This window comes from Variovorax ginsengisoli, assembly GCF_030811835.1.
GTDB lineage: Bacteria > Pseudomonadota > Gammaproteobacteria > Burkholderiales > Burkholderiaceae_C > Variovorax > Variovorax ginsengisoli_C.
This window is the reverse complement of the sequence record NZ_JAUSRO010000001.1, coordinates 100,098-122,298: the sequence shown is the minus strand read 5'-3', so window position 1 is coordinate 122,298 and position 22,201 is coordinate 100,098. Positions and strand designations below refer to the sequence as shown.

General features: G+C 67.8%; 21 protein-coding genes and 2 riboswitches. Of the genes, 8 read left to right on the top strand and 13 right to left on the bottom strand.

Annotated elements, in window-relative coordinates; translation table 11 throughout:
* The first annotated feature begins 11 nt into the window (after positions 1-11).
* On the top strand, positions 12-152 hold the full coding sequence (locus J2W36_RS00530) for a hypothetical protein (RefSeq protein WP_307687700.1): 141 nt from the start codon (positions 12-14) through the stop codon (positions 150-152).
* A gap of 107 nt (positions 153-259) precedes the next feature.
* Here the strand turns inward: J2W36_RS00530 and yccS are convergent, their stop codons facing one another.
* The gene (gene yccS, locus J2W36_RS00525; RefSeq protein WP_307687699.1) at positions 260-2,482 is read right to left on the bottom strand and encodes a YccS family putative transporter; all 2,223 of its coding nucleotides are present in this window, start codon (positions 2,480-2,482) and stop codon (positions 260-262) included.
* A 91-nt stretch (positions 2,483-2,573) separates the two neighbouring features.
* Positions 2,574-2,679: riboswitch (glycine riboswitch) on the top strand.
* A riboswitch (glycine riboswitch) is annotated at positions 2,680-2,785 on the top strand.
* Positions 2,786-2,877: 92 nt separating this feature from the next.
* On the opposite strand from yccS, the gene J2W36_RS00520 reads away from it, so the two are divergent.
* Entirely contained in the window at positions 2,878-4,170 is a 1,293-nt protein-coding gene (locus J2W36_RS00520; RefSeq protein WP_307687698.1) for a D-amino acid dehydrogenase, read from the top strand.
* A gap of 37 nt (positions 4,171-4,207) precedes the next feature.
* Here J2W36_RS00520 and J2W36_RS00515 read toward each other — a convergent pair whose 3' ends face one another.
* Genes J2W36_RS00515 through murJ form a run of 4 tightly spaced genes read right to left on the bottom strand, consistent with a single transcriptional unit; the run spans position 4,208 to position 8,631 of the window.
* Positions 4,208-5,710: a M81 family metallopeptidase gene (locus tag J2W36_RS00515; RefSeq protein WP_307687697.1), complete on the bottom strand. Its 1,503-nt coding sequence runs from the start codon at positions 5,708-5,710 to the stop codon at positions 4,208-4,210.
* Between the two features lie 12 nt (positions 5,711-5,722).
* Positions 5,723-6,163 carry a bleomycin resistance protein gene (locus J2W36_RS00510; protein ID WP_307687696.1) on the bottom strand — a complete coding sequence of 147 codons (441 nt, stop codon included), beginning with the start codon at positions 6,161-6,163 and terminating at the stop codon, positions 5,723-5,725.
* A complete protein-coding gene (locus tag J2W36_RS00505; RefSeq protein WP_307687695.1) occupies positions 6,163-7,011 on the bottom strand; it encodes a SirB1 family protein in 849 nt (282 codons plus the stop codon). The genes J2W36_RS00510 and J2W36_RS00505 overlap by 1 nt, the downstream gene beginning before the upstream one ends.
* Before the next feature lie 54 nt (positions 7,012-7,065).
* Positions 7,066-8,631, bottom strand: coding sequence for a murein biosynthesis integral membrane protein MurJ (gene murJ / locus J2W36_RS00500; RefSeq protein WP_307687694.1), 1,566 nt, complete (start codon positions 8,629-8,631; stop codon positions 7,066-7,068).
* Between the two features lie 217 nt (positions 8,632-8,848).
* Between murJ and rpsT the strand changes: the two genes are divergently transcribed.
* Positions 8,849-9,166, top strand: a complete 318-nt coding sequence (gene rpsT, locus J2W36_RS00495; RefSeq protein ID WP_307687693.1) for a 30S ribosomal protein S20 — start codon at positions 8,849-8,851, stop codon at positions 9,164-9,166.
* A 161-nt stretch (positions 9,167-9,327) separates the two neighbouring features.
* Here rpsT and J2W36_RS00490 read toward each other — a convergent pair whose 3' ends face one another.
* Positions 9,328-9,654, bottom strand: a complete 327-nt coding sequence (locus tag J2W36_RS00490; RefSeq protein WP_307687692.1) for a DUF3579 domain-containing protein — start codon at positions 9,652-9,654, stop codon at positions 9,328-9,330.
* Between the two features lie 159 nt (positions 9,655-9,813).
* On the opposite strand from J2W36_RS00490, the gene J2W36_RS00485 reads away from it, so the two are divergent.
* The 5 genes from J2W36_RS00485 (at position 9,814) to kynA (ending at position 14,937) form a co-directional block, all read left to right on the top strand.
* A complete protein-coding gene (locus J2W36_RS00485; RefSeq protein ID WP_307687691.1) occupies positions 9,814-11,019 on the top strand; it encodes an aspartate aminotransferase family protein in 1,206 nt (401 codons plus the stop codon).
* Entirely contained in the window at positions 11,016-11,948 is a 933-nt protein-coding gene (argF, locus tag J2W36_RS00480; RefSeq protein ID WP_307687690.1) for an ornithine carbamoyltransferase, read from the top strand. The genes J2W36_RS00485 and argF overlap by 4 nt, the downstream gene beginning before the upstream one ends.
* Positions 11,949-12,062: 114 nt before the next feature.
* Positions 12,063-12,698 (top strand): arylformamidase, encoded by a 636-nt coding sequence (gene kynB / locus J2W36_RS00475; RefSeq protein ID WP_307687689.1) that lies wholly within the window; start codon positions 12,063-12,065, stop codon positions 12,696-12,698.
* Positions 12,699-12,727: 29 nt separating this feature from the next.
* Complete coding sequence (gene kynU, locus J2W36_RS00470; protein WP_307687688.1) at positions 12,728-14,035, top strand: kynureninase; 1,308 nt, start codon at positions 12,728-12,730, stop codon at positions 14,033-14,035.
* Between the two features lie 20 nt (positions 14,036-14,055).
* Positions 14,056-14,937 (top strand): tryptophan 2,3-dioxygenase, encoded by an 882-nt coding sequence (kynA, locus tag J2W36_RS00465; RefSeq protein WP_307687687.1) that lies wholly within the window; start codon positions 14,056-14,058, stop codon positions 14,935-14,937.
* Between the two features lie 45 nt (positions 14,938-14,982).
* Here kynA and J2W36_RS00460 read toward each other — a convergent pair whose 3' ends face one another.
* The 7 genes from J2W36_RS00460 to efeO (J2W36_RS00430) all read right to left on the bottom strand — a co-directional run bounded on the left by J2W36_RS00460 (position 14,983) and on the right by efeO (J2W36_RS00430) (position 22,190).
* A complete protein-coding gene (locus J2W36_RS00460) occupies positions 14,983-16,161 on the bottom strand; it encodes an FAD-dependent monooxygenase (protein WP_307687686.1) in 1,179 nt (392 codons plus the stop codon).
* A gap of 3 nt (positions 16,162-16,164) precedes the next feature.
* Positions 16,165-16,461 carry a DUF6587 family protein gene (locus tag J2W36_RS00455; RefSeq protein ID WP_307687685.1) on the bottom strand — a complete coding sequence of 99 codons (297 nt, stop codon included), beginning with the start codon at positions 16,459-16,461 and terminating at the stop codon, positions 16,165-16,167.
* Between the two features lie 21 nt (positions 16,462-16,482).
* Complete coding sequence (feoB, locus tag J2W36_RS00450; RefSeq protein WP_307687684.1) at positions 16,483-18,384, bottom strand: ferrous iron transporter B; 1,902 nt, start codon at positions 18,382-18,384, stop codon at positions 16,483-16,485.
* Positions 18,377-18,673: a FeoA family protein gene (locus J2W36_RS00445; protein ID WP_370869227.1), complete on the bottom strand. Its 297-nt coding sequence runs from the start codon at positions 18,671-18,673 to the stop codon at positions 18,377-18,379. The genes feoB and J2W36_RS00445 overlap by 8 nt, the downstream gene beginning before the upstream one ends.
* A 102-nt stretch (positions 18,674-18,775) precedes the next feature.
* Positions 18,776-19,612, bottom strand: a complete 837-nt coding sequence (gene efeO, locus J2W36_RS00440; protein ID WP_307687683.1) for an iron uptake system protein EfeO — start codon at positions 19,610-19,612, stop codon at positions 18,776-18,778.
* Between the two features lie 65 nt (positions 19,613-19,677).
* Positions 19,678-20,997, bottom strand: a complete 1,320-nt coding sequence (gene efeB / locus J2W36_RS00435; RefSeq protein ID WP_307687682.1) for an iron uptake transporter deferrochelatase/peroxidase subunit — start codon at positions 20,995-20,997, stop codon at positions 19,678-19,680.
* Between the two features lie 14 nt (positions 20,998-21,011).
* The gene (efeO, locus tag J2W36_RS00430) at positions 21,012-22,190 is read right to left on the bottom strand and encodes an iron uptake system protein EfeO (protein WP_307687681.1); all 1,179 of its coding nucleotides are present in this window, start codon (positions 22,188-22,190) and stop codon (positions 21,012-21,014) included.
* Between the last annotated feature and the right edge of the window lie 11 nt (positions 22,191-22,201).

Sequence of the window (22,201 nt, the reverse complement as noted above, 5' to 3'; positions counted from 1 at the left end):
ACGCGTCGAGCATGTCGCGCGAGGACACGCAGGCGAACGTCAGCCAGGTGACGATGGGCCAGGACCTGCAGCTAGTGGCCGGTCGCGACCTGACGCTCGAAGGCACGCAGACAAGCGTAGGCGGCACTGTCAGCGAGGGCGCAGGCGTGTGAAGTGTCAGCACCAGCAGCGCCAAGGCCGGCGGCGAGCATGCGAGCGCGGCCGAACAGGATCGAATCGCTGTGCAATTGACGTTGAATCCGCCCGCCGGTATACGACCCTAATCACGCAGCCCCTGCGCAGCCTCGCCTTTGCCCAGCCACTCCCGCGCGTGCAGCCGCAGCGCGTCGATCTGCAGCCAGACCAGCGTGAGCTCCGTGCGAAACAGGCGGGCGGCCTGGTCCGACTCGTCGTCGGGGCCGACCACGTCGGCCAATGCTGCGCGCACTGCCACCTCTTCGGCCGCCGATGCCATATCCCGCGGCGCGGCAGGCTCACCGCTCTGCAGTTCGGCCGCCAGCGCCTCCAGCGCCTTGGCAGCGCTTTCTGCCGCCTCGCGCAACACGGCCGCGCGCTGGGCGTTCGGCAACGCGGCGCGATGCGCACCCAGCGCCGACAGGTAGCTCAGCAGCGTGTGTGAACGGATCAGGAAACGCAGCACCACCCCCCCGCGGGGCCGCACGAAGCCCGGCTCGCGGAACATGTGGGCGACGGCGGTCGACAACGCGGCATCGGCATTGTGGTCGTTGCGGCGCGCCAGCCGGTAGTCGAGGTTGTCGCGCGCGCCCGAGCGGTACTGTTCCACGATCTGGCGCAGGTAACCTGCATGCGTGCGCATGGCGGTCGCGGCCGTCTCGTTGATGCGGCCCGCCTGCCAGTGCGGAAACACCAGCAGCACGGCCAGGCCCGCGATCGCACTGCCGATGGCGGTGTCGACCAGCCGCGGCACGATGAGCCCGGCGCCGTTGCCCACCTGGTTGAAACACAGGAGCACCAACAAGGTCATGGCTGCGGTGGCCAGCATGTAGCGCGACTGCCGGAAGGTAAAGAAAACTACCCCTGCGGCGACCGCGAGCAGCGACTGCAGCAGCGGCTGCGGAAACAGTTCGAGCAAGGCCCAGCCGAGCACCACGCCAATGGCGGTGCCGGTGATGCGCTGACCCATGCGTGAAATTGTCTCGCCATAGGTCTGCTGGCAGACGAACAGCGTCGTCAGCAGGATCCAGTAGCCTTGCGCGGGGTGGATCAGCAGCATCAGCACGTAGCCTGCGGTCAGCGCCACGGCCAGCCGCAACGCGTGGCGGAACAGCGCCGAGCGCGGCGAAAGCTGCCGGCGCACGCGCTCGACCATGTCGCGCCACGACCTAGGCGACCGGTCGAACAGGCCCATCTCCGTGCGGCCCGCCTGGGCGGACGGCTGACTGGCGCCGGCGAGCTGCCCATCGAGCTGTGCCAGGTTGCGTGCAAGTGCATCGACCGACGCAAGCAGCGCCTGGCGCTCGGGTGTCAGCGCGCTTTCGCGCTCGTGCTCGACGGCACCTCGCAGGTCGGCCATCGCCTGCACGCTGGCGCTGTCGATCACGAAAGGCTCGCGGCGCTCGATCGACATCGACAGCCGCTGGCACGCCTGCCCCTGCAACGACAGCACGCGTTGGCACCGGTAGAGCAGGTCGCTGTGGAAGAAGGCGTCGGCCAGCGCGTTGTAGTCGTCGTGCGACGAGCTGGCACGCTCGTGCACGTCCTGCGCGATCAGGTAGAGGCCGCGGTAACGCGATATCCGCCCCGTGGGCGCACGCGCGCCGATGCGCCGGAAGATGCTTTCCTTGGCAGCATTCAGCTCCGCGACGACCTCGGCATTGAGTTGTGCGAGTGACAGCCGCTTGCGCTCGATGTCGATGCCGCGCAGCGGTTCGAACAGCGAGGCCTTGAAGCGCACGAAGTCGCCCAGCACCCAGAACAGCCTGACCAGCCGATCCTGCACCGGCTGGGCCGGAAATATCGCGCACCACAGCACCGAGAACATGCCGTACCAGGTCGCGCCGGCCAGCAGGTAGAAGGCCTGGCGCCAGCCGCCGACCCCGCCCTGCCCCGTGTGGTGATCGAGGCTGAGCGTCGTGTACATCGCCAGGATGAGCGTGGCATAGCCGATGGCCTTGTAGCGCGCCTCGACCGCGCCGAGCATCGTGAGCCAGAACGCCGCGAGGGCCATGGCGACGATGAACGCGACGGTGTGGCCGAACAGCAGTTCGACCGCGACGGCCGCGCCCGCAAAGCACACCAGCGTGAGCAATTGCGAGCGCAGCCGGCCACGCCAGCTGTCGTCGGTCTCGGCCAGCGCGCTCGCGATGGCGCCGAGGAACAGGGGAATGATCGCGTCGTGATGGCCGCTGCCTACGCCCAGCGCCATGAGGCTGCCGAGCGTCAGCAACACGCGCAGCGGTTGGGCCCGGCCGGCGAAGGCGCGCAGCCATTCGCGCAGGGTGTCGAGAGTCTGGGAATTCATGATGTGTTTTTTTGTTCAGCACTATATGTGCCACCGGCCTCGGACGCCCGGACATAACGCACAACGCACGCAAGAGAGAGTGCGCTTACAATCCTGCGCTGCAGGAGAGCGGGCAACCCAGGTTGCCCCACCGAAGGCGCAAACTCCCATGAACGCTCAGGTCGGCCCTTGAACAGGGCTTGTACTGCAACACACCATCAAAGCCGTCTGGAGAGCCATCACGCCATGTGATGCACCGAAGGAGCAAACCTGTTGCGGGCGCAGCAGGTGAAACTCTCAGGTACCAAGGACAGGGGGAGCGGCCACCTGGACATCCGCGTCCGGTTGCCTGCCGCCTTGCGCAACGCAATCGAATCCGCACAGTCCGGGCGCTGCAACCTTTGAGGGTTCTCGACATGCGCGTGATTGTTCTCGGTGCCGGCCTGCTTGGCGTCACTTCGGCTTACTACCTCCAGCAACTCGGTCACGAGGTGACCGTGATCGACCGTCAGGCCACACCGGCCGCTGAAACCAGCTTCGCCAACGGCGGCCAGATCTCGGTGAGCCATGCCGAGCCCTGGGCCAACCCGAGTGCACCGCTCAAGGTGCTGCAATGGCTGGGCAAGGAAGACGCTCCCCTGCTCTTTCGGATCCGCGCCGACATGCGGCAATGGCTGTGGGGCCTGCAGTTCCTGCGTGAATGCACGCCGGCGCGCACCCGCCACAACATCGAGCAGATCGTGCGGCTGGGCACCTACAGCCGGGACACGCTGCAGCAGCTGCGGCGCGACACGGGCATCGACTACCACCAGCGCACGCAGGGCATCCTGCACTTCTACACGACGCAAAAGGAATTCGACGGTGCGCTCAAGCCGGCCGAGCAGATGCGCGCGCTCGGCTGCGACCGGCAGGTGATCTCGGCCGACGAGGCCGTAAAGCTGGAGCCGGCACTCGCCCACATCCGGCCGCAGCTCGCCGGTGCGACCTACACGGCGGAGGACGAATCCGGCGACGCCAACCGCTTCGCGCGCGAACTCGTTGCACTGGCCCGCGCGGCCGGCGTCAAGTTCCTGATGAGCCACACCGTGACTGCGCTGCGTGAAGCCGGCGGCAGCATCGACCATGTGGAAGCGACGGACGACGAAGGCCGCTTCCAGCGCATCCGTGGCGATGCCTTCGTGCTGGCCATGGGCTCGCTGAGCCCGCTGTATGCGGCACCGCTGGGCATCCGCTTGCCGATCTACCCGGCCAAGGGCTACTCTGTGACGATGCCGGTGAAGGACGCCGCCAAGGCGCATCAGGTTTCGCTGACCGACGACGAGTTCAAGCTCGTTTTCTCGCGCTACACCTCCGCGGCCAACGACCGCCTGCCAGGGCGGGACGTGCTTCGCATTGCCGGCACGGCTGAACTCAACGGCTACGACCGCGACCTGAACCGCGTGCGCTGCGAGGCCATCGTGCGCCGCGTGGAGGCGCTGTTCCCCGGCGCCGGCGATGCGACGCAAGCCCAGTTCTGGACCGGCCTGCGCCCCGCGACACCCAGCAACGTGCCGATGATCGGCAAGACGAAGATCGGCAATCTGTTCCTCAACACCGGCCACGGCACGCTGGGCTGGACGCATGCCTGCGGCTCTGGCAAATCGATCGCGCGCATCGTGAGCGGCCTTGCGCCGGAGGTCGACTTCGCCTTCACCGGCCGGGGCGGATGAGCAGACTGGTAGCAGACTGAGCAGCAGCGCCCGGGTATCAGGGCTGCAACGCCATCGTGGCGGGCAGCCGGGTCCAGGGCAGGTCGGCCGGATCGGCCGCCATCGGCCCGGGCGCCTTGGCGACCAGGATCGCACTGGCGATCGGTGCGAAGTCGGCGCGAAAATGCACCGAACTCTTGTTGACCAGCACCTTCATCGCCTCGGGCTCGATGCCCAGGTAACGGAAGAACTCCCGGTCGAGCATCTGGCTCTTGCCACTGGCCACGGCGATGCGCACGCCCTCGATCTCCAGGCAGGCGCTCGGCCCGAGCGACACGGTGCCGCCACGCGACATCGGTCCTTTGCCCTGCACCTGGCCGTCGCTGAGCGCGGTCACGGTGAACACGCCTTCGACCGGCGCATCGCTGAACTGGCCGCCCCAGGTGGGCACCGAGGTACCGAGCGCAATGCGGATCTGCGCGCCCACCCCAGCGGCGCGGGCCGCAGCCGCAGCGCCTGGGTCGAACATCAGCCCGAGCGCGACCTGGCCTGGAAAGCGCTTGCCCGCGCCTTCGGCCAGCAGGGCGTGCAGCATGCCGGTGGTGTTGCTGTCGGCGCCCGCGCCGGGGTTGTCCTGCGTGTCGGCAATCACCACCGGCTGGCGCGCACCTTCGGCCAGTTCCAGGGCGCGCGCCACCGCCACGCGGGGTTCCAGCACGTCCAGCCGCCACTGCGAACGCGGCTGATCGATGCGCTCGTACAGCGTGGCCACGGCGGCACCGGCGTCGTCGCCGTAACCCCACACCACCGGCCCGCACTCGGCGATGTCGGCGGCCGGGAAGCCGGTGGCAAAACTCAGCACTGCGTCGTGCTTCACGTCGAGGTCCTTGAGCAGGCCATAGACGGACGCGGCCGGTTCGATCATGGTCGACTGCACATTCAACGGCAGCAGGAAACCCAGCCGCCGCGCATGCAGCGGCTCGCGCGAACCGCGCGCCATGCGGCGTTCCAGCAGCGTTGCCGCGAGGCGGCCGGTGTCGGCCATGTCGACGTGCGGATAGGTGCGGTAGGCAGCCAGCGCATCGGCCTCGGCCAGCATCTGCGCGGTGATGTTGCCGTGCAGGTCCAGGCTGGCGACGATCGGCACGTCGGGGCCGACCCGCGCGCGAATGCGTGCGATCAGTTCACCCTCGGGGTCTTCCAGGTGTTCCGTCACGGCCGCGCCGTGCAGGTCGAGGTAGACCGCGTCGATGCCGCCGTCGGCCAGTGCCGACGCCAGGTCCTCGGTGATGGCCGCCGAGATGCGCTCGAAGGCGTCTTCGGTCACGTGCGCCGACGGCGTGGCACCGGCCCAGGCCGAAGGCACGAGCGTCCAGCCCTTCTCGCGCGCCGCATCAATGAAGCCGCCGATGGGAATGTTGCGCCCCGCGTACGACTGGACGACGGCCGCACCGCGCCGGTAAGGCGGAAAGCTGGAGCCCGCGTGGAAGGCAGCCCAGTCGGCCTTGCTGGGCGCGAAGGTGTTGGTCTCGTGCTGGAAACCGGCGATGAAGACTTTCATGGCATTCTCAGATCAACCCAGATAGCCGCAAAAGCGCAGCACATGCCCATCGGGCTCGCGGATGGCGAACTCACGAAGGCCCCAAGGTTGCGAGGTCGGGGGCTCGATCACGCTCACGCCGCGCTTGACGTAGGCCGCGTGCAAGCCGTCGACGTCGTACCCGACGTGGATCACGATCTCGCCGCGCCAGGGCCGGGCCTCGCGCGTATTGCATTGCCACAGCCGCAGATAGACCGGGTCACCCCAGCCCGCTTCACCCGGCTTGCGCACGCCCTGCTTGACGCGCGCATAGCTCGGCGGCTCGCCCGCGATGAAGTCGAGTTCGAAACCCAGCACCTCGCAGAAATAACGCGCGGCGCGGGCCGCGTCGGCCACAGGTAGCACCGGCTGCACGCCGTGAAACTGGTGCAACGCGCCCAGGTCCGGCGCCACAGCCTTGAGCACCGGGTCCATCAGCCGGCCCGGCGAAGTTCGGCGATGTGTTCAGCGATAGCGTCGATGTCCAGCGCATCGTCCGCATGCTGCAGGTAGGTTTCCAGGTCGCGCACGGCGAGGGTGTAGTTGCCCTGCCCGGCATGAGCCAGTCCGCGGTCGCGGTGCTCGCTCCAGGCCGTGGGCAGCAGCGCCACCAGCCGGTCCTGCACCGCAATCACGCGCTGCCAGTCTTCCTGCGCCTGGTGCACTTCCTTGAGGTTGCGCAGCATGCGCCCGATGATTTCACGCGGCGACGCCGGCTGCAGATAAAGCCCCAGTGGCACATCGAAGTCGCCCACCAGCCCGCTGCTGCGCTTGTAGGGTTCAATGCGTTCGGTGAGTTCCTCGCGCGACAGCGACTTGCCGGTGAACGGATCGATCACCACCTGCCCCTTGGGCAAGGTGACCTTGAGCATGAAGTGGCCCGGGAAGGACACGCCACGCGCCTCCAGTCCGAGGCCTTGCGCCAGCTCCATCCACAGCACCGCCAGCGAGATCGGAATACCGCGGCGCGTGCGCAGCACCGCATTCAGGTAGCTGTTGTCGGGGTCGTAGTAGTCGTTGACGTTGCCGCCGAAGTTCAGGTCGTGGAAGAAGAACTGGTTGAGTGCACGCAGGCGCGCGAGCGGCGCGGCGTCTGCAGGCAACCGGCGCTTGAGGCGAGCGAGCAGTTGGTCGACGTCGCCGAGCACCTGCTGCACGTCGAGCTCGGGGTACTCGTCCTGCGCCAGGCTGGCGGCAGCTTCGAGCAGCGGGAAGGCCTCGTCGCTCCGGACGAGCGAACCGAAATAGTCGAGTGCGGTCGGCGTGGGGAAGCTGAAGGTCATGTGTCTCTTTGTAGAGGAGCGCGCAGGGAGCGTCAAGACGCTTTTCAATGCGCTTCAGCGCTTGACAAAATTGCGCAGCCGCAGGCCCATGGCCGTGAGTGCGCCGAAATAGAGCAGCCCCGCCCCCGCCACCATCGCAGCCAGCAGCCCGGCGCGGTACAGGCGCTGTGCGCGCAAGGCGATCCAGTCGAAGTGTTGCGCGCCCCACATCAGAAAAGCCCCCAGCAGCAGCACGGCCACCGTCACCTGCAGCACGAAGCGGCCCCAGCCCGGCTCCGGCCGGTAGCTGCCACGGCGCAGCAGGCCGATCAACAGCCACAGCGCGTTGACCATGGCGCCGATGCCGATCGACAGCGTCAGCGCCGCGTGCTGCAGCAGCGGTACAAGGAAGAAGTTGAGCACCTGCGTGAGCACCAGCACACACACCGCGATCAGCATGGGCGTGCGCATGTCGTGGCGCGCGTAGTAACCTGGCGCCAGCACCTTGATGGCCACGATGCCCAGCAGGCCCACGCCATAGGAGGTCAGCGCGGCAGCGATGCGCTCGACGTCGGTGCCCGTGAGCGCACCGTTGTGGAACAGCACCGACACCAGCGGCGTGGCGAACACGAGCAACGCCACCGCGCATGGCACCGACAGCAGCACGACCAGCCGCAGCCCCCAGTCGAGCAGGGCCGAGTAGCGCGCGTCGTCCTTGGCGGCACGCGCGCCGGCGAGTTGCGGCATCAGCACCACGCCGAGCGCAACGCCCAGCATCGCCGTCGGGAACTCCATGAGCCGGTCGGCATAGCTCAACCAGGTGACGCTGCCTGGCGCCAGATGCGAGGCGATCTGCGTGTTGATCAGCAGCGAGATCTGCGCGACGCTGACGCCCAGCAGTGCGGGCAGCATCAGCTGCAGGATCTTGCGGGTGGTCGGGTCGACCCATGCCGCACGCAGCGCTGCCCAGCGCAGGCCCACGCGCGGCAGCATGCCGATCCGGCGCAAGGCTGGCAGCTGGATGGCCAGTTGCAGCACGCCGCCGACCATCACGCCCACGCACTGGGCGTAGATCGGCTCGATGCCCCAGCGCCGGAACAAGGGCGCCCCCAGGACGATCGACGCGATCATCGCCACGTTCAACAGCACCGGTGAGGCGGCCGGGACCGCGAACTTGCGCCAGGTATTGAGAACGCCACCCGCCAGCGCCACCAGCGACATGAAGCCGATGTACGGAAACATCCAGCGCGTCATGACGATGGCCGCGTCGTAGCCGCGCTCGGTCTGGCCCAGGCCGCTGGCCATGGCCCACACCAGCAAAGGCGCCCCGACGACGCCCGCCACGCAGAGCAGCACCAGCGTCCACGTCAGCAGCGTCGCCACATGGTCGACCAGCGCGCGGGCGCCCTCGTCCCCGTGCTCGGTCTTGGTGGCGGCCAGCACCGGCACGAAAGCCTGGCTGAACGCGCCCTCGCCCAGCACGCGACGAAACAGGTTGGGAATGCGGAAGGCGACGTTGAAGGCGTCAGTCAGCGGGCTGACCCCGAACACCGAAGCCACCAGCAGGTCGCGAAGAAGCCCTGTGACTCGCGAGGCGAGCGTGAAGAGCGAGACGGCAGAGGCAGATTTGAACAGCGACACCCAAGAAGTGTAGGCGCCCCACCCCGGCCGCCGGGCAATGCGCCACGAAGTGGCGCGAGCCAAAAACACCAGAAACACCGCGGAACCGGCTCCGCCGGGCCGCCGGTGTTGCCCCCGGTAGGGGGAAGGCGAAGCGACACGAAGTGCGCGCAGCCTGGGGGCGAGCTATAATCTTTGGCTTTGCTGCATCATCCTCAGACACTAGGAAACACATACTATGGCATCCGCTAAGCCCAAAAAGAAGAACCCCCGCCTCGCCTCCGGTCGCAAGCGCGTCCGCCAGGACGTCAAGCTCAACGCCGCGAACACCTCGCTGCGCTCGAAGTACCGCACCGCCGTGAAGAATGTCGAAAAGGCCGTGCTGGCCGGCGACAAGACCAAGGCGACCGAACTCTTCGCCAAGGCCCAGAGCATCGTCGACACCGTCGCCGACAAGGGCATCTTCCACAAGAACAAGGCCGCTCGCGACAAGAGCCGTCTGTCCGCCAAGGTCAAGGCCCTGGCACTCGCTGCTCCGGCAGCCGCCGCCGCCTGATCTTCAGGCAAACAGCCCGGACCGCCTGATCAGGCAGTCCGCCGTTTGATCGGGGTGCGCTGCAGCAAAAAAGTGAAAAACCGCCTTCGGGCGGTTTTTTCATGGGCGATCGATGGAAAAAGAAACGATGCGCAGGCGCGAGCGAGAGCCCGCCGCCGCACTCAACCCTTGGCAGGTGGCGCCGCGTCGGGCACCAGACAGGCCTCGGCGATCTGCAGCCCGTTGTCGCGGGCAAAGTTCATGACGAAATCCCAGGCCATGACTTCGTGATCGCGCAGGTCGCGATTCACCACCACGCACTTGACGCCGTTGATCGTGGTGGGCACGCACCAGGGCGAATAGCTCAGGTGGCTGCCCGGCGTTGCGCCGCCAGGGCGGAACGAACTCATGACACCGGCCAACCGCTCGGCCCAGTCGCTGGGGCGGAATGTCCGGCCATCACTCGTGATGCCCTGAATGAAAACTTCTTTGGCGTTGGGAGAAACCATCGGATTTGGAGTGCCGCGCGGGCATGGTGCTGCGGCGCACAACGATTCTATCCGGGCCGCAGGCCGCCGTACTCCCCTGCGCATCGCTGTGATGCGCAATCGTCACCGATGCCGTCAAAGTACCCGCCTAGAATCGCTTTCCCTTTCCCGGAGAACCGCATGAGTGCCCCTGTCGCCCCCACTTCGCCCCACGTCATGAACACCTACGGCCGCCTGCCGATCGCGATGTCGCACGGCCAGGGCTGCCGAGTCTGGGACACCGAAGGCCGAGCCTATCTCGACGGGCTCGGTGGCATTGCGGTCAACACGCTCGGCCACAACCACCCCGAGCTGGTGCCGGCCCTGCAGGACCAGCTGACCAAGCTGATCCACAGCTCCAACTATTACCACGTGCCCGGCCAGGAGGCCCTGGCGGCCAAGCTGGTCGAACTGTCGGGCCTGACCAATGTCTTTTTCTGCAGCACCGGCCTGGAAGCCAACGAGGCGGCGCTGAAGCTGGCGCGCAAGTTCGGCCACGACAAGGGCATCGAACGCCCCGAGATCGTCGTCTACGAAGCCGCCTTCCATGGCCGCTCGATCGCCACGCTGTCGGCCACCGGCAATCCGAAGGTGCAAAAGGGCTTCGGCCCCCTGGTCGAGGGTTTCATCCGCGTGCCGCTCAACGACATCGCGGCGCTGAAGAAGGCCACTGAAGGCAACCCGAACGTGGTGGCCGTGTTCTTCGAGGCCATCCAGGGCGAAGGCGGCATTCACCCGATGGCACTGGAATACATGCGTCAGGTGCGCGCCCTGTGCGACGAGCGCGACTGGCTCATGATGATCGACGAGGTGCAGTGCGGCATGGGCCGCACCGGCAAGTGGTTCGCGCACCAGTGGGCGGGCATCAAGCCGGACGTGATGCCGCTGGCCAAGGGCCTGGGCTCGGGCGTGCCGATCGGCGCGGTCGTGGCCGGTCCCAAGGCCGCGCACATCTTCGGCCCCGGCAACCACGGCACGACCTTCGGCGGCAATCCGCTGGCCATGCGCGCGGGCATCGAAACCATCCGCATCATGGAAAAAGACCGGCTGCTGGAGAATGCGGCCACGGTCGGCGCACATCTCAAGGCGGCGCTGCAGCGCGAGTTCGAAGGCCTGGCGGGCGTGAAGGAAGTGCGCGGCGAGGGCCTGATGCTCGGCATCGAGCTCGACCGCCCCTGCGGCGACATCCTCAACCGTGCCTGCGCCGCCAGCCTGCTGCTGAGCGTGACGGCCGACAGCGTGGTGCGCCTGGTGCCACCGCTCATCCTGAGCATTGCCGAAGCCGACGAGATCGTGGCCATCCTGGCGCCGATCGTCAAGACATTCCTTGCGGAGCCGACGCCATGACCCAGCCGACGACCCCTGCGATCAAGCACTACCTGCAGTTCTCGGACCTGTCGGCCGAAGAATACGGCTACCTGTTCGAGCGCGCCGCGCTCATCAAGCGGAAGTTCAAGTCGTACGAACGCCACCAGCCGCTGGTCGACCGCACGATGGCCATGATCTTCGAGAAAGCCAGCACCCGCACGCGCGTGAGCTTCGAGGCAGGCATGTACCAGCTGGGCGGCAGCGTCGTGCACCTGACCACCGCCGACAGCCAGCTCGGGCGCGCCGAGCCGATCGAGGACAGTGCCAAGGTCATCAGCCGCATGGTCGACCTGGTGATGATCCGCACCTTCGGCCAGGACAAGATCGACCTGTTCGCCGAGCATTCGCGCGTGCCGGTCATCAACGGCCTGACCAACGAGTTCCACCCCTGCCAGATCCTCGCGGACATCTTCACCTACATCGAGCACCGCGGCTCGATCAAGGGCAAGACGGTGGCCTGGGTCGGCGACGGCAACAACATGGCCAACACGTGGCTGCAGGCCAGCGAGATCCTGGGCTTCAAGGTGCACGTGAGCACGCCCAGCGGCTACGAGGTCGACCAGTCGATTGCCGGCCTGCGCTCGGCCGAGAGCTACCAGGTGTTCAAGGACCCGATGGAAGCCTGTGCCGGCGCCGACCTGGTGACCACCGACGTGTGGACCAGCATGGGCTACGAGGCCGAGAACGAAGCCCGCAAGGCCGCCTTCGCCGACTGGCGCGTCGACACCGAGATGATGCGCGTGGCCCAGCCCGATGCTCTCTTCATGCACTGCCTGCCGGCACACCGCGGCGAGGAAGTGGAGGCCGAGGTCATCGACGGTCCGCAGTCGGTGGTGTGGGACGAGGCGGAAAACCGCCTGCACGCCCAGAAGGCGCTCATGGAATTCCTGCTGATCGGTCGCGTGTAGACGGCCCATCTGGGCCTTCCTTTGCAAGCGCCAATGCGCGCGATGGCGAACTTCGTCGCCGCGCGTTGTAAATAACCGACACCACGACCCCCGACGCGGCGCTAACTTTGCGCCATGTCAACGCCAACCCGTCTCTGGGACATTTCTCCCCCCGTGCATGAAGGCGCGCCGGTCTTCCCCGGCGACACGCCCTACCAGCAGCGCTGGGCTGCCACCATCTCGCCGGGTTGCCCGGTCAACGTCAGCGACATCCGGATGTCGCCGCACGTCGGCGCCCATGCCGATGCGCCGCTGCACTACGACCCAACCGGCGCTGCCATCGGCGCCGTCGACCTCACCCCCTTTCTTGGCCCCTGCCGCGTCATCCATGCGATCGGCTGCGGCCCGCTGGTCGAGTGGGCGCACATTGCGCATGCGGTCGACGCACTGCCCGCGCGCGTGCTGGTGCGCACCTACGAGCGGGCACCCATCGACCGTTGGGACGGCGCCCTCGCCGCCTACGCACCAGCCACCATCGAACGCCTGGCCGCGCTCGGCGTGCGCCTGGTCGGCATCGACACCGCCAGCATCGACCCGGCCGACAGCAAGACGCTCGACAGCCACCAGGTGATCCGCCGCCTCGACCTGCGCGTGCTGGAGAACCTGGTCCTCGACGACGTGCCCGAGGGCGACTACGAACTCATCGCCCTGCCCCTGAAGCTCACCACGGCCGACGCATCGCCCGTACGCGCCGTGCTGCGCGCGCTCTGACCCCTTTCGATTCACCGCCCTTTTCCCACATGACCACCCTGCAAGACTGCCGCGCGCTCGACGCGCAAGACCCGCTCGCGCCGCTGCGCGCCCATTTCAGCCTGCCCGAAGGCGTGATCTACCTCGACGGCAACTCGCTGGGCGTGCTGCCCCGCGCGACCGCTGCCCGCGTGGCCGACGTGGTCACGCGTGAATGGGGCCAGGACCTCATCAAGTCCTGGAACAGCGCGGGCTGGGTCAGCATGCCGCAGCGCCTGGGCAACCAGCTCGCGCCGCTCATCGGCGCCGGAACGAACGAAGTGGTGTGCACCGACAGCACCTCCATCAACCTTTACAAGGTGCTGAGCGCGGCCCTGAGCATCGCGCGCGAAGACAGCCCGGCGCGTCGGCGCGTCGTCAGCGAGCGCAGCAATTTCCCGACCGATCTCTACATCGCCGAAGGCCTGTGCAAGGAGCGCGGCCTCGAACTGGTGCTGGTCGAGCCCGAGGACATCGGCGCCGCGCTGACCGACGATGTGGCCGTGCTGATGCTCACGCACGTGAACTACCGCACCGGCGCCATGCACGACATGGCCGCCATCACGGCGGCGGCGCATGCCGCGGGCATCCTGTGCGTCTGGGACCTGGCGCACAGCGCGGGTGCCGTGCCGGTCGATCTCCGCGGCGCCGATGCGGACTTTTCGATCGGCTGCGGCTACAAGTACCTCAACGGCGGTCCGGGCGCACCGGCCTTCGTCTGGGTGAATCCGCGCCACGCCAACCGCTTCTGGCAACCGCTGTCGGGCTGGTTCGGCCACGCAGCGCCCTTCCAGTTCACGCCCGACTACCAGCCTGCCGCAGGCATCACGCGCTACCTGTGCGGCACGCAGCCGATGATCAGCCTGTCGGCGCTGCAATGCGGCCTCGACGTGTTCGATGCAGCGCAACCGCTGGGCGGCATGGCCGCGCTGCGTACCAAGTCGCTCGCGCTGAGCGATCTCTTCATCCGCCTGGTGGAAGAACGCTGCGACGGGTTCGGGCTCGGCCTGGCCACGCCGCGCGCGCACGCGCAACGCGGCTCACAGGTGTGCCTGACGCGCGACGAAGGCGCAGGCATCGACGGCCAGGGCAGCGGCGCCTACGCCATCGTGCAGGCGCTGATCGCGCGCAACGTGATCGGCGACTTCCGCAAGGGCGACGGCGGCACGGGCCGGCACAAGGACATCCTTCGCTTCGGCTTCACCCCTCTGTACGTCGGCTTCGAGGATGTGTGGAACGCGGTCGAGCACCTGCGCCAGGTGCTCGCGGGGGCCGAGTGGCAACGCCCCGAATTCAACCAGCAGCATGCCGTGACCTGACCGACCCGAGGATCGACACCATGTGCCCCCACGCCCACACGCCAGCGCCTGCCCCCGACTCGCCCCGATTGCCCGAAACCATCGTGCACGAAGAGCGCGCCCAGCTCGACTTCAGCCAGAGCATGAGTTACGGCGACTACCTGCACCTCGACGAGGTCCTCAACGCGCAGCATCCGCTGTCGCCCGCCCACGACGAAATGCTCTTCATCGTGCAGCACCAGACCAGCGAGCTGTGGATGAAGCTCATGCTGCACGAGCTGACCGCTGCCACGCGCTGTGTCGCAGCCGAGCAGTTGCCCGACGCGTTCAAGATGCTCGCGCGCGTGAGCCGGATCATGGAACAGCTGGTGAGCGCCTGGACCGTGCTGTCGACCATGACGCCCCCCGAATACACCGCCATGCGGCCTTACCTGGCGAGCTCCAGCGGCTTCCAGAGCGCGCAATACCGCTGCATCGAATTCGCATTGGGCAACAAGAACCCGGCCATGCTCAAGCCGCATGCGCACCGCGCCGACCTGCTCGCGCAGGTGGAGGCCGCCTGGCGTGCGCCGTCGCTCTACGACGAAGCACTGCGCCTGCTCGCGCGCCGTGGTTTGCCCGTGCCCGCCGACCACGTGGAGCGCGACTGGACGCTGCCTTACCAGGCCAGCGACGAGGTGCAGGCCGCCTGGCTGCAGGTGTACCGCGACCCGCGCCAGCACTGGGACCTGTACCAGCTGGGGGAAAAGCTCACCGACATCGAAGACGCCTTCCGCCTTTGGCGATTCCGCCATGTGACGACCGTCGAACGCGTGATCGGTTTCAAGCGCGGCACCGGTGGCACCGGCGGTGTCAGCTACCTGCGCAAGATGCTCGACGTGGTGCTGTTCCCGGAAATCTGGACGCTGCGCACCGACCTCTGAGCCACCGGTCAGCTGGCAGCCGCCGCTCGCGCCCTCCGTGCGCGCTCAGTGGTTGAACAGCCAGGGCTGGTCGAGCAGGCGCGCACCCAGCAGCCGCATCGCCAGGTCGCGCCCCAGGCGCAGCGGGCCGGCGGCATGGAAGATGTCCGCATTGCGGAGAGCGCGCGCCTGCACCTGCGCGTTGCGCTGCCAGCGCGCCGCGGCATAGCGCTGCAGCGCGACGGCAACCGCGGCCGATGCGACGTCACGCAAGCTGTCCGCCAGCGCCACCGCGTCCTCGATCGCCATGCCGGCGCCTTGCGCCAGGTACGGCAGCATCGGATGGGCTGCGTCGCCGACCAGCGCGATCCGCTCGTGCGCCATCTGCGCCGGTCCGGTCAGGGGCTTGCGGTCATGCAGCGTCCAGGCACGCCAGGTCGGCACGGCAGCCAGGTAGCCCTGCAGCGTCGCACAGCAACGCCCTGTCGCGCGTTGCAGCGCACCGAGGCTGGTCGATTGGTCCCAGTCGCGCGCGTCGCCCGTTGGCGCCGCTTCCGCGAGCACCACGACGTTGAGCAACTCGCCCCCGCGCAATGGATACACCAGCGCATGCAACCGGTCCCCCAGCCACACGCGCACCTGCGTGCTGCGCTGTGCAGCCGGGAGTTCGGACTGCGCCAAGAGGCCGCGCCAGGCCGTATGCCCCGTGGACCGCGGTGCATCGCCTGCCTCCGGCAGGCTGTCGCGCACGGTGCTCCACAGGCCATCGGCCCCGATCAGTGCGTCGCCTTCCCAGGCATGGGCACTGTCGGTCACCACCGCCACAGCCTCGTCCGAAAGCGCGATCTGCGCCAGCCGCGCGGAATGGTTCAGGACGATGCCGGCGTGCGCTTGCGCAGCAGCCAGGAGCACGCCGTGCAGGTCGGCGCGGTGCACGCAGCAGTATGGCGCTCCGTAGCGATGCAGCGCCGCCTTTCCCAGCGGCAGACATGCCAGTTCGTCGTCGTTGCGGGCAGATCGCACCACCAGGGCCTCGGGCCGAGCAGCGATGGCGTCGAGCGCATCGGCCAGCCCGAGCATCTGCAGGCGCCGCACGGCATTGGGCCCCAGCTGGATGCCGGCCCCGACTTCGGCGAAGACGGGCGACTGCTCGAGCACTTCCACGCCGTGGCCGGCCTGTGCCAGCGCCAACGCGCTCGCCAGCCCGCCGATGCCGCCGCCAGCGACCAGGAGCTGCAAGGGCATGCGTCAGCGTTCGGCGGGAGCCGGGTTGCCGCTCGCAGAGGCGCGTTCGTTCGTGGCACCCATCGCGGGCTTGCCCGCGGTGCCACAGCTGCCGCAGGTGTCACACGATCCACAGCCGGAGCTCTTGGAGAGCGACGCCGCCAGGGCTGCGGCACGCTGCGCATCGACCAGGCCCGCACGTTGCGAACCGGCAGCCAGCCGTGTGGCAGCCGAACGGCGCCAGCCGCCGGGCATCCAGCGCCAGACCGCATAGACGGCGGCCAGCGCGACGATCAATCCGACGATCAGTTGCTGCGTCATTTCAAAACCTTTCTCGATGCTTCACCCTGCGCCCAGCGCCACCGCCACGCGGTAGGTGATGAAGCAGGCAATGTACGCCAGTGCGAACAGGTAGCCCGCCATGATCCACACATACTTCCACGAGTTGGTCTCCCGCCTGACCGCTGCCAGGGTAGAGATGCACTGCGGCGCGAACACGTACCAGACGAGGAGCGACAGCGCGGTCGCAAGCGACCAGCTGCCGGCGATCAACGGGGCCAGGGCTGTGGCGGCTTCGTCGCCGGTGGCCGAAAGCGCATACACCGTGCCCAGCGCACCCACCGCCACCTCGCGCGCGGCCATGCCAGGCACGAGGGCGATGGAAATCTGCCAGTTGAAGCCGATCGGCGCGAAGATGTACTCCAGCCCACGGCCGATCATGCCGGCCAGGCTGTATTGGATGGCGGGGCCGGTCGCGCCCTCAGGCGGCGACGGAAAGGTCGACAGGAACCACAGCAGGATGGTCAGCGTGAGGATGATCGTCCCGACGCGCTGCAAGAATATCCACGCGCGCTCGTAGAGACCGAGCGCCAGGTTGCGCAGATTGGGCCACCGGTAGGCCGGCAACTCCATGAGCAACGGCGACTGCGAGGTGTTGTCGCGGAAGCGCTTCATCACCCACGCCACGGCCATCGCCGAAACAATGCCGAAGCCGTAGAGCGCGAAGAGCACGATGCCCTGCAGGTTGAACAGGCCGCCGACGGTCCGTTCAGGGATGAAGGCCGCGATGAGCAGTGCATACACCGGCAGCCGCGCCGAACAGGTCATCAGCGGCGCGATCATGATGGTGGTGAGCCGGTCGCGCCAGTTGCTGATGGTGCGCGTGGCCATCACGCCGGGAATGGCGCACGCAAAGCTCGACAGCAGCGGGATGAACGAGCGGCCCGAAAGGCCCACGGTGCCCATCACCCGGTCAAGCAGGAACGCCGCGCGCGGCAGGTAGCCCGAATCCTCGAGCGCCAGGATGAACAGGAACAGGATCAGGATCTGCGGCAGGAACACGATGACCCCGCCCAGGCCCGCCACCACGCCATCGACCAGCAGGCTCTGCAGCATGCCGTCGGGCACCACCGTCTTGACGGTTTCGCCCAACCACTCGGTCGCTGCCTTGATGGCGTCCATCGGTATGTTGGCCCAGCTGAACACCGCCTGGAACATCAGGAACAGCGTGACCGCCAGCACCAGCATGCCCCACAGCGGATGCATGACGACACGGTCGATGCGGTCGCTGGTGGCGAGGCTGCCGACCGGCTCGACCACCGCCAGGCCGAGAATGCGGCGCACTTCGCGCTGCGTGGCGAGCACATCGTCGAGCTCCGGCGCCACCCAAGGCACGGGCGCGGCAGCGGCCACCGGCACGTCGAGTGCGGCCAGCAGGTCGTTGGCGCCACCGGCGTGCACGCCGATCGTCTGGATCACGGGAATGCCGAGCTCGCGCGACAGCACGTCGGCATCGACCACGATGCCCTGCTTCTTCGCCATGTCCGTCATGTTCAACGCCATGACCATCGGCAACCCCAGCTTCTTGGCTTCAAGCACGAGACGCAGATTCAGGCGCAGGTTGGTTGCGTCGGTCACGCAGACCAGCAGGTCAGGCATCGACTCGTTGGACTTGCCGGTGACGACGTCGCGCGTCACGGCCTCGTCGGCCGACAACGCGTTCAGGCTGTAAGCACCGGGGAGGTCGAGCACGAAAACGCGCCGGCCGGCCGGCGTCTGCAGCACGCCTTCCTTGCGCTCCACGGTGACGCCCGCATAGTTGGCCACCTTCTGGCGACTGCCGGTCAGCAGGTTGAAGAGCGCGGTCTTGCCGCAGTTGGGATTGCCCAGCAGTGCGATGCGGTCGGGTGAGCGCGCCGCAGGTTGCGCCGCGCCGGGATGGAACGCGATGGTTGCTTCAGCCATGGTGTTGCGCTCCCGGGGTGACATGCACGAAGGCCGCCTCGTAGCGGCGCAGCGCAAAGGTCGTGTGGCCCAGGCGCACGGCCAGCGGCTCGCGGCCTGGCACGCCGCTGGCAACGATGCACACCGCCTCGCCCGGCACGAAGCCGATCTCCGTCAGGCGCAACACCAATTCGCGGTCTTCCTGGGCCTCGGGGCGCTGCAGGTCCAGCACCGTCGCCCACTCGTGGGTGCGGAGTTCGTCGAGTCGCATCGCAGGCTGCGAAGGCGCGTGGGAGTTCTTGTCAAGCACGGAATAACGTGGCGCGTGAGCGCTCTACGATGGATCAAAACCCGAATGCTAACAATTCGCACTCCAAACCGGGGGCGCCGTGCGCAGAAAGACTGATCCGCGTCAATTCAGGCCGAGCATGCCCCGCAGCTTGGACAGGTCCTCGGCCAGCGTGTTCACCCGCCCCGCGAGCAGTTTGCGGTCGCGCTCGCTCAGCTTAGAGTAGGTCTCGAAGCCGCCATCGGCCGTACGGTACTTGGCAAGGGTGTCGAACACCGTCTTGAAGTTGGCATCGGCCTTCTCGGAGAAGGCCTTGTTCTCCTTGACGACCAGGGGGCGCAGCAATTCGACGATCTTGTACGCGCCTTCGAAGTTCGCCTGGAAGTCCCACAGGTCGGTGTGGCTGTAGCGGTTCTCCTCGCCGGAGATCTTGGTGGCAGCCACCTCTTCCATCAGCACGGCGGCGCCGCCCACGACCTTCTCGGGCGGGAAGGTCAGCGCGCCCAGGCGCTTCTGGAGCTCCAGCACGTCGGCCAGCAGCTTGTCGGCGGTCTTGCCCACGTCCTTGGTGCTCTTTTGCGTCCACAGCGCGTACTCGATGCGGTGGAAGCCGCCGAAGGCCGGGTCCTGCTCGGCCTTCTCGTGGTCGTCGGCGCGCGAATCGATCGCGCTGTCGAGGTCGCTGAACAGTTCGGCGATCGGCTCGATCCGCTCGTAGTTCGTGCGCGTCGGCGCATAGAGCTTCTTCGCCTTCTCGATATCGCCCGCCTTCACGGCGGTGGTGAAGGCGCGGGTCTCGGCCACCAGCTTGCGCACGTTCTCGGCCACGTAGATCTTGTACTCGGAGATCGGGCCGACAAGGTCGAGCGGCGACACCGCCGCCGACGAGCTGGCGGCGTACAGGCCGGCAACACCGGCAACGAGGGTGGCGAGGAAGCGGCGGCGGATGGGCACGGACATGGATCTCCTTCGTACAGTGCTGTGAAAAATCGGTGATGCGGGTGAATCGAGCGAGCGGGCCCTCTTCAGGCTGCAAGCAGCGTGCGGCCGAGCCAGTCGGCCTCGTCGCGCACGCCCGGCAGGGTGAAGAAGAAGCCGCCGCCGATGGGCTTGATGTATTCCTCCAGCGGCTCACCGTCGAGCCGCTTCTGGACGGTGACGAAGCCCTTCTCCAGATCGGCCTGGTAGCAGATGAAGAGCAGCCCCATCTCGAGCTGGCCCGACTTGGTCACGCCGTTCGAATAGTTGAAGGGGCGCCGCAGCATGAGGTTGGCGTCCGAGGCGCGCGTGCGCGGGTTGGCCAGCCGGATGTGCGCGTCCATCGGCGTCGCCTTGCCCTCCGGGTCCTTCGTGTAGTCGGGCACGTCGTGCTCGGTGCGCCCGCCGTCGAGCGGCGCGCCGGTGGGCTTGCGGCGGCCCATGATCGCCTCCTGCTCGCGCAGCGGCGTGCGGTCCCAGCGTTCGACGAAATTGCGGATGATCCGCACCGCCTGGTAGCTGCCGCCCACGGCCCAGTCGGGCTCGCCGCTGCCGGGGCGCACCCAGACGAGCTTGTCCATCAGCGGGTCGTCGGCGGAGTCGGGGTTGGCCGAGCCGTCGCGAAAGCCCAGGAAGTTGCGCGCGCTTTCCGACGGCTGGCCGGCGACAGCAGGGATCGGAGGCACCGAGCCCTCCTGCTTCCAGTGCAGCACCAGCAGGTCGGGCGTGTTCTTGATGATGTCGCGCAGCGCGTGGATGTTGGTGTCGGCCGTGTTCGCGCAGAACTGGATCGACAGGTCGCCGTGGCAAAGCGCGGCGTCGAGCGCGTCGTTCGGGTGACGCTGCATGCGCGTGAGCCGCAGCGGCTTGTGCGCGGCCAGGCCGAAGCGCTCGTCGAACAGCGATTCGCCGACCGACACCGTGACCGTGAGTGCATCGGGCTGCACCACCGGGCCGAGGATGCCCGAGCCCGCGGGCGGCAGCAGCGGATCGGGATCGGCCTGGGGCCCGCCCTGCGTCAGGAAGGCGATGCGCTCGGTCAGCGTGCGGAACAGGCGTTCGAGGTCCGCGCGGTTGTCCGCCAGCACGAAGAAGGACGCGACCATCCCAGCCGTCGGCCTCGGCGTGACGATGCCGGCCTGATGGCGGCCGCGGAAGGGCACGCGGTCCTGCGTGTGGGTGCTCTGTGGTGCATCGGCGACCTGCGCGCCGGCATCGGGTGAATCGGGCGGCCCTGACGGTGCCGCCGCCGCGCGGCCAACGGCGAGGCCCGCGATGGCGGCGCCACCGAGGCCGCCGAGCATGCGTCGCCGTGCCGGCGATGCCGGCGGGGTGTGTTCGAGGGTGGGCTTGTCTTCGGAGGCCATCGTGTTTCTGTTCATCATTCGAGACCCAGCGCCGCGTTCACCTGGCCCATCTCGGCGGCCAGCGCTCGCACCGGCTCCGACAGCGCCTTGCGCTGTGCCTCGTCGAGCGTGGTCGGCTTGAAGCCTTCGCCGTCACGGAACGGGTCGAGCGCCGCACCGAAGGCCATAAACCGTTCGTCGATGCGCTTCTTCAGCTCGGGCGCCGCCTTCGCGAGCAGCGGCGACAGCAGGTCGGCGATCTTGTGCGTGCCGTCGAGCGTGCCCTGCAGGTTCGACAGCTCGCCGTGGCCGTAGCGGTCCTCGCCACCGGCGGGCAGGTTGTCGGCGACGCGTTGCAGCAGCTTGGCAGCCGAGCCGGCCAGCCGCTCCGGCGGCACGTTCAACGCCCGCACGCGGTCCTTCAGCGTCTGGATGTCGGCCTGCAACTGGGCCGTCACCGGGGCCAGGCCCTGCGTGCTCTGGCGGTCGAACAGCGCGTACTCGATGCGATGGAAACCGGTGAAGGCCGGGTCGGCCTCGCGCTTCTCGAGGTACTCGGCGCGCGGGTTGATGCGTGCATCGAGGTCGGCGAACAGTTCGCCCATCGGCTCGATGCGCTTGTACGCCTGGTGCGCGGGGGCATAGAGCGCCTGCGCCTGCTTCAGGTCGCCGGCGTTGATGGCTTCGACCAGTGCGGTCGTCGCGTCTTCGAGCGTGCCTGATTCGAGCACCAGGAACACCTTGTACTCGGCCAGCGCGCCGACGTAGTTGACGAGCGACGGCCGCGCGGCTTCGGCATCGGAGGCGGCCGAGGGCGTGACGCGCAGCTTGCCGCGCGGGTTGCTCAACAGGCCGCAGGTGATGTCGAACTCGCCCGGCGGCAGCTTGACGGTCATGGTCTGCGAGAAGCCCGGCGCGATGTTCTCGCGCTCTTCCACCACCATCACGCCGTCGAGAATCTCCCATTCGAGCGCACGCTGCGACTGGTTGACGATGGTGAAGGTGGTGCGCCCCGCGGGCACCGTGATCTCGTTGGGCTGGCAGACGTTGCCCTGGATGGTCACGGTCACCGCGTTGTCGGAGCCCTTGGGCGGCGCCTGGCGCGCGATGCCCGAGGCGTACCAGAAGGCCGCCAGGCCGGCCAGCACGAGCACGGCGGAGCCTGCGACGGCGAGCTGCATCATGCGAGGTGAAGAAGAGGAGGAAGAGGACATCGGAAGCGGAA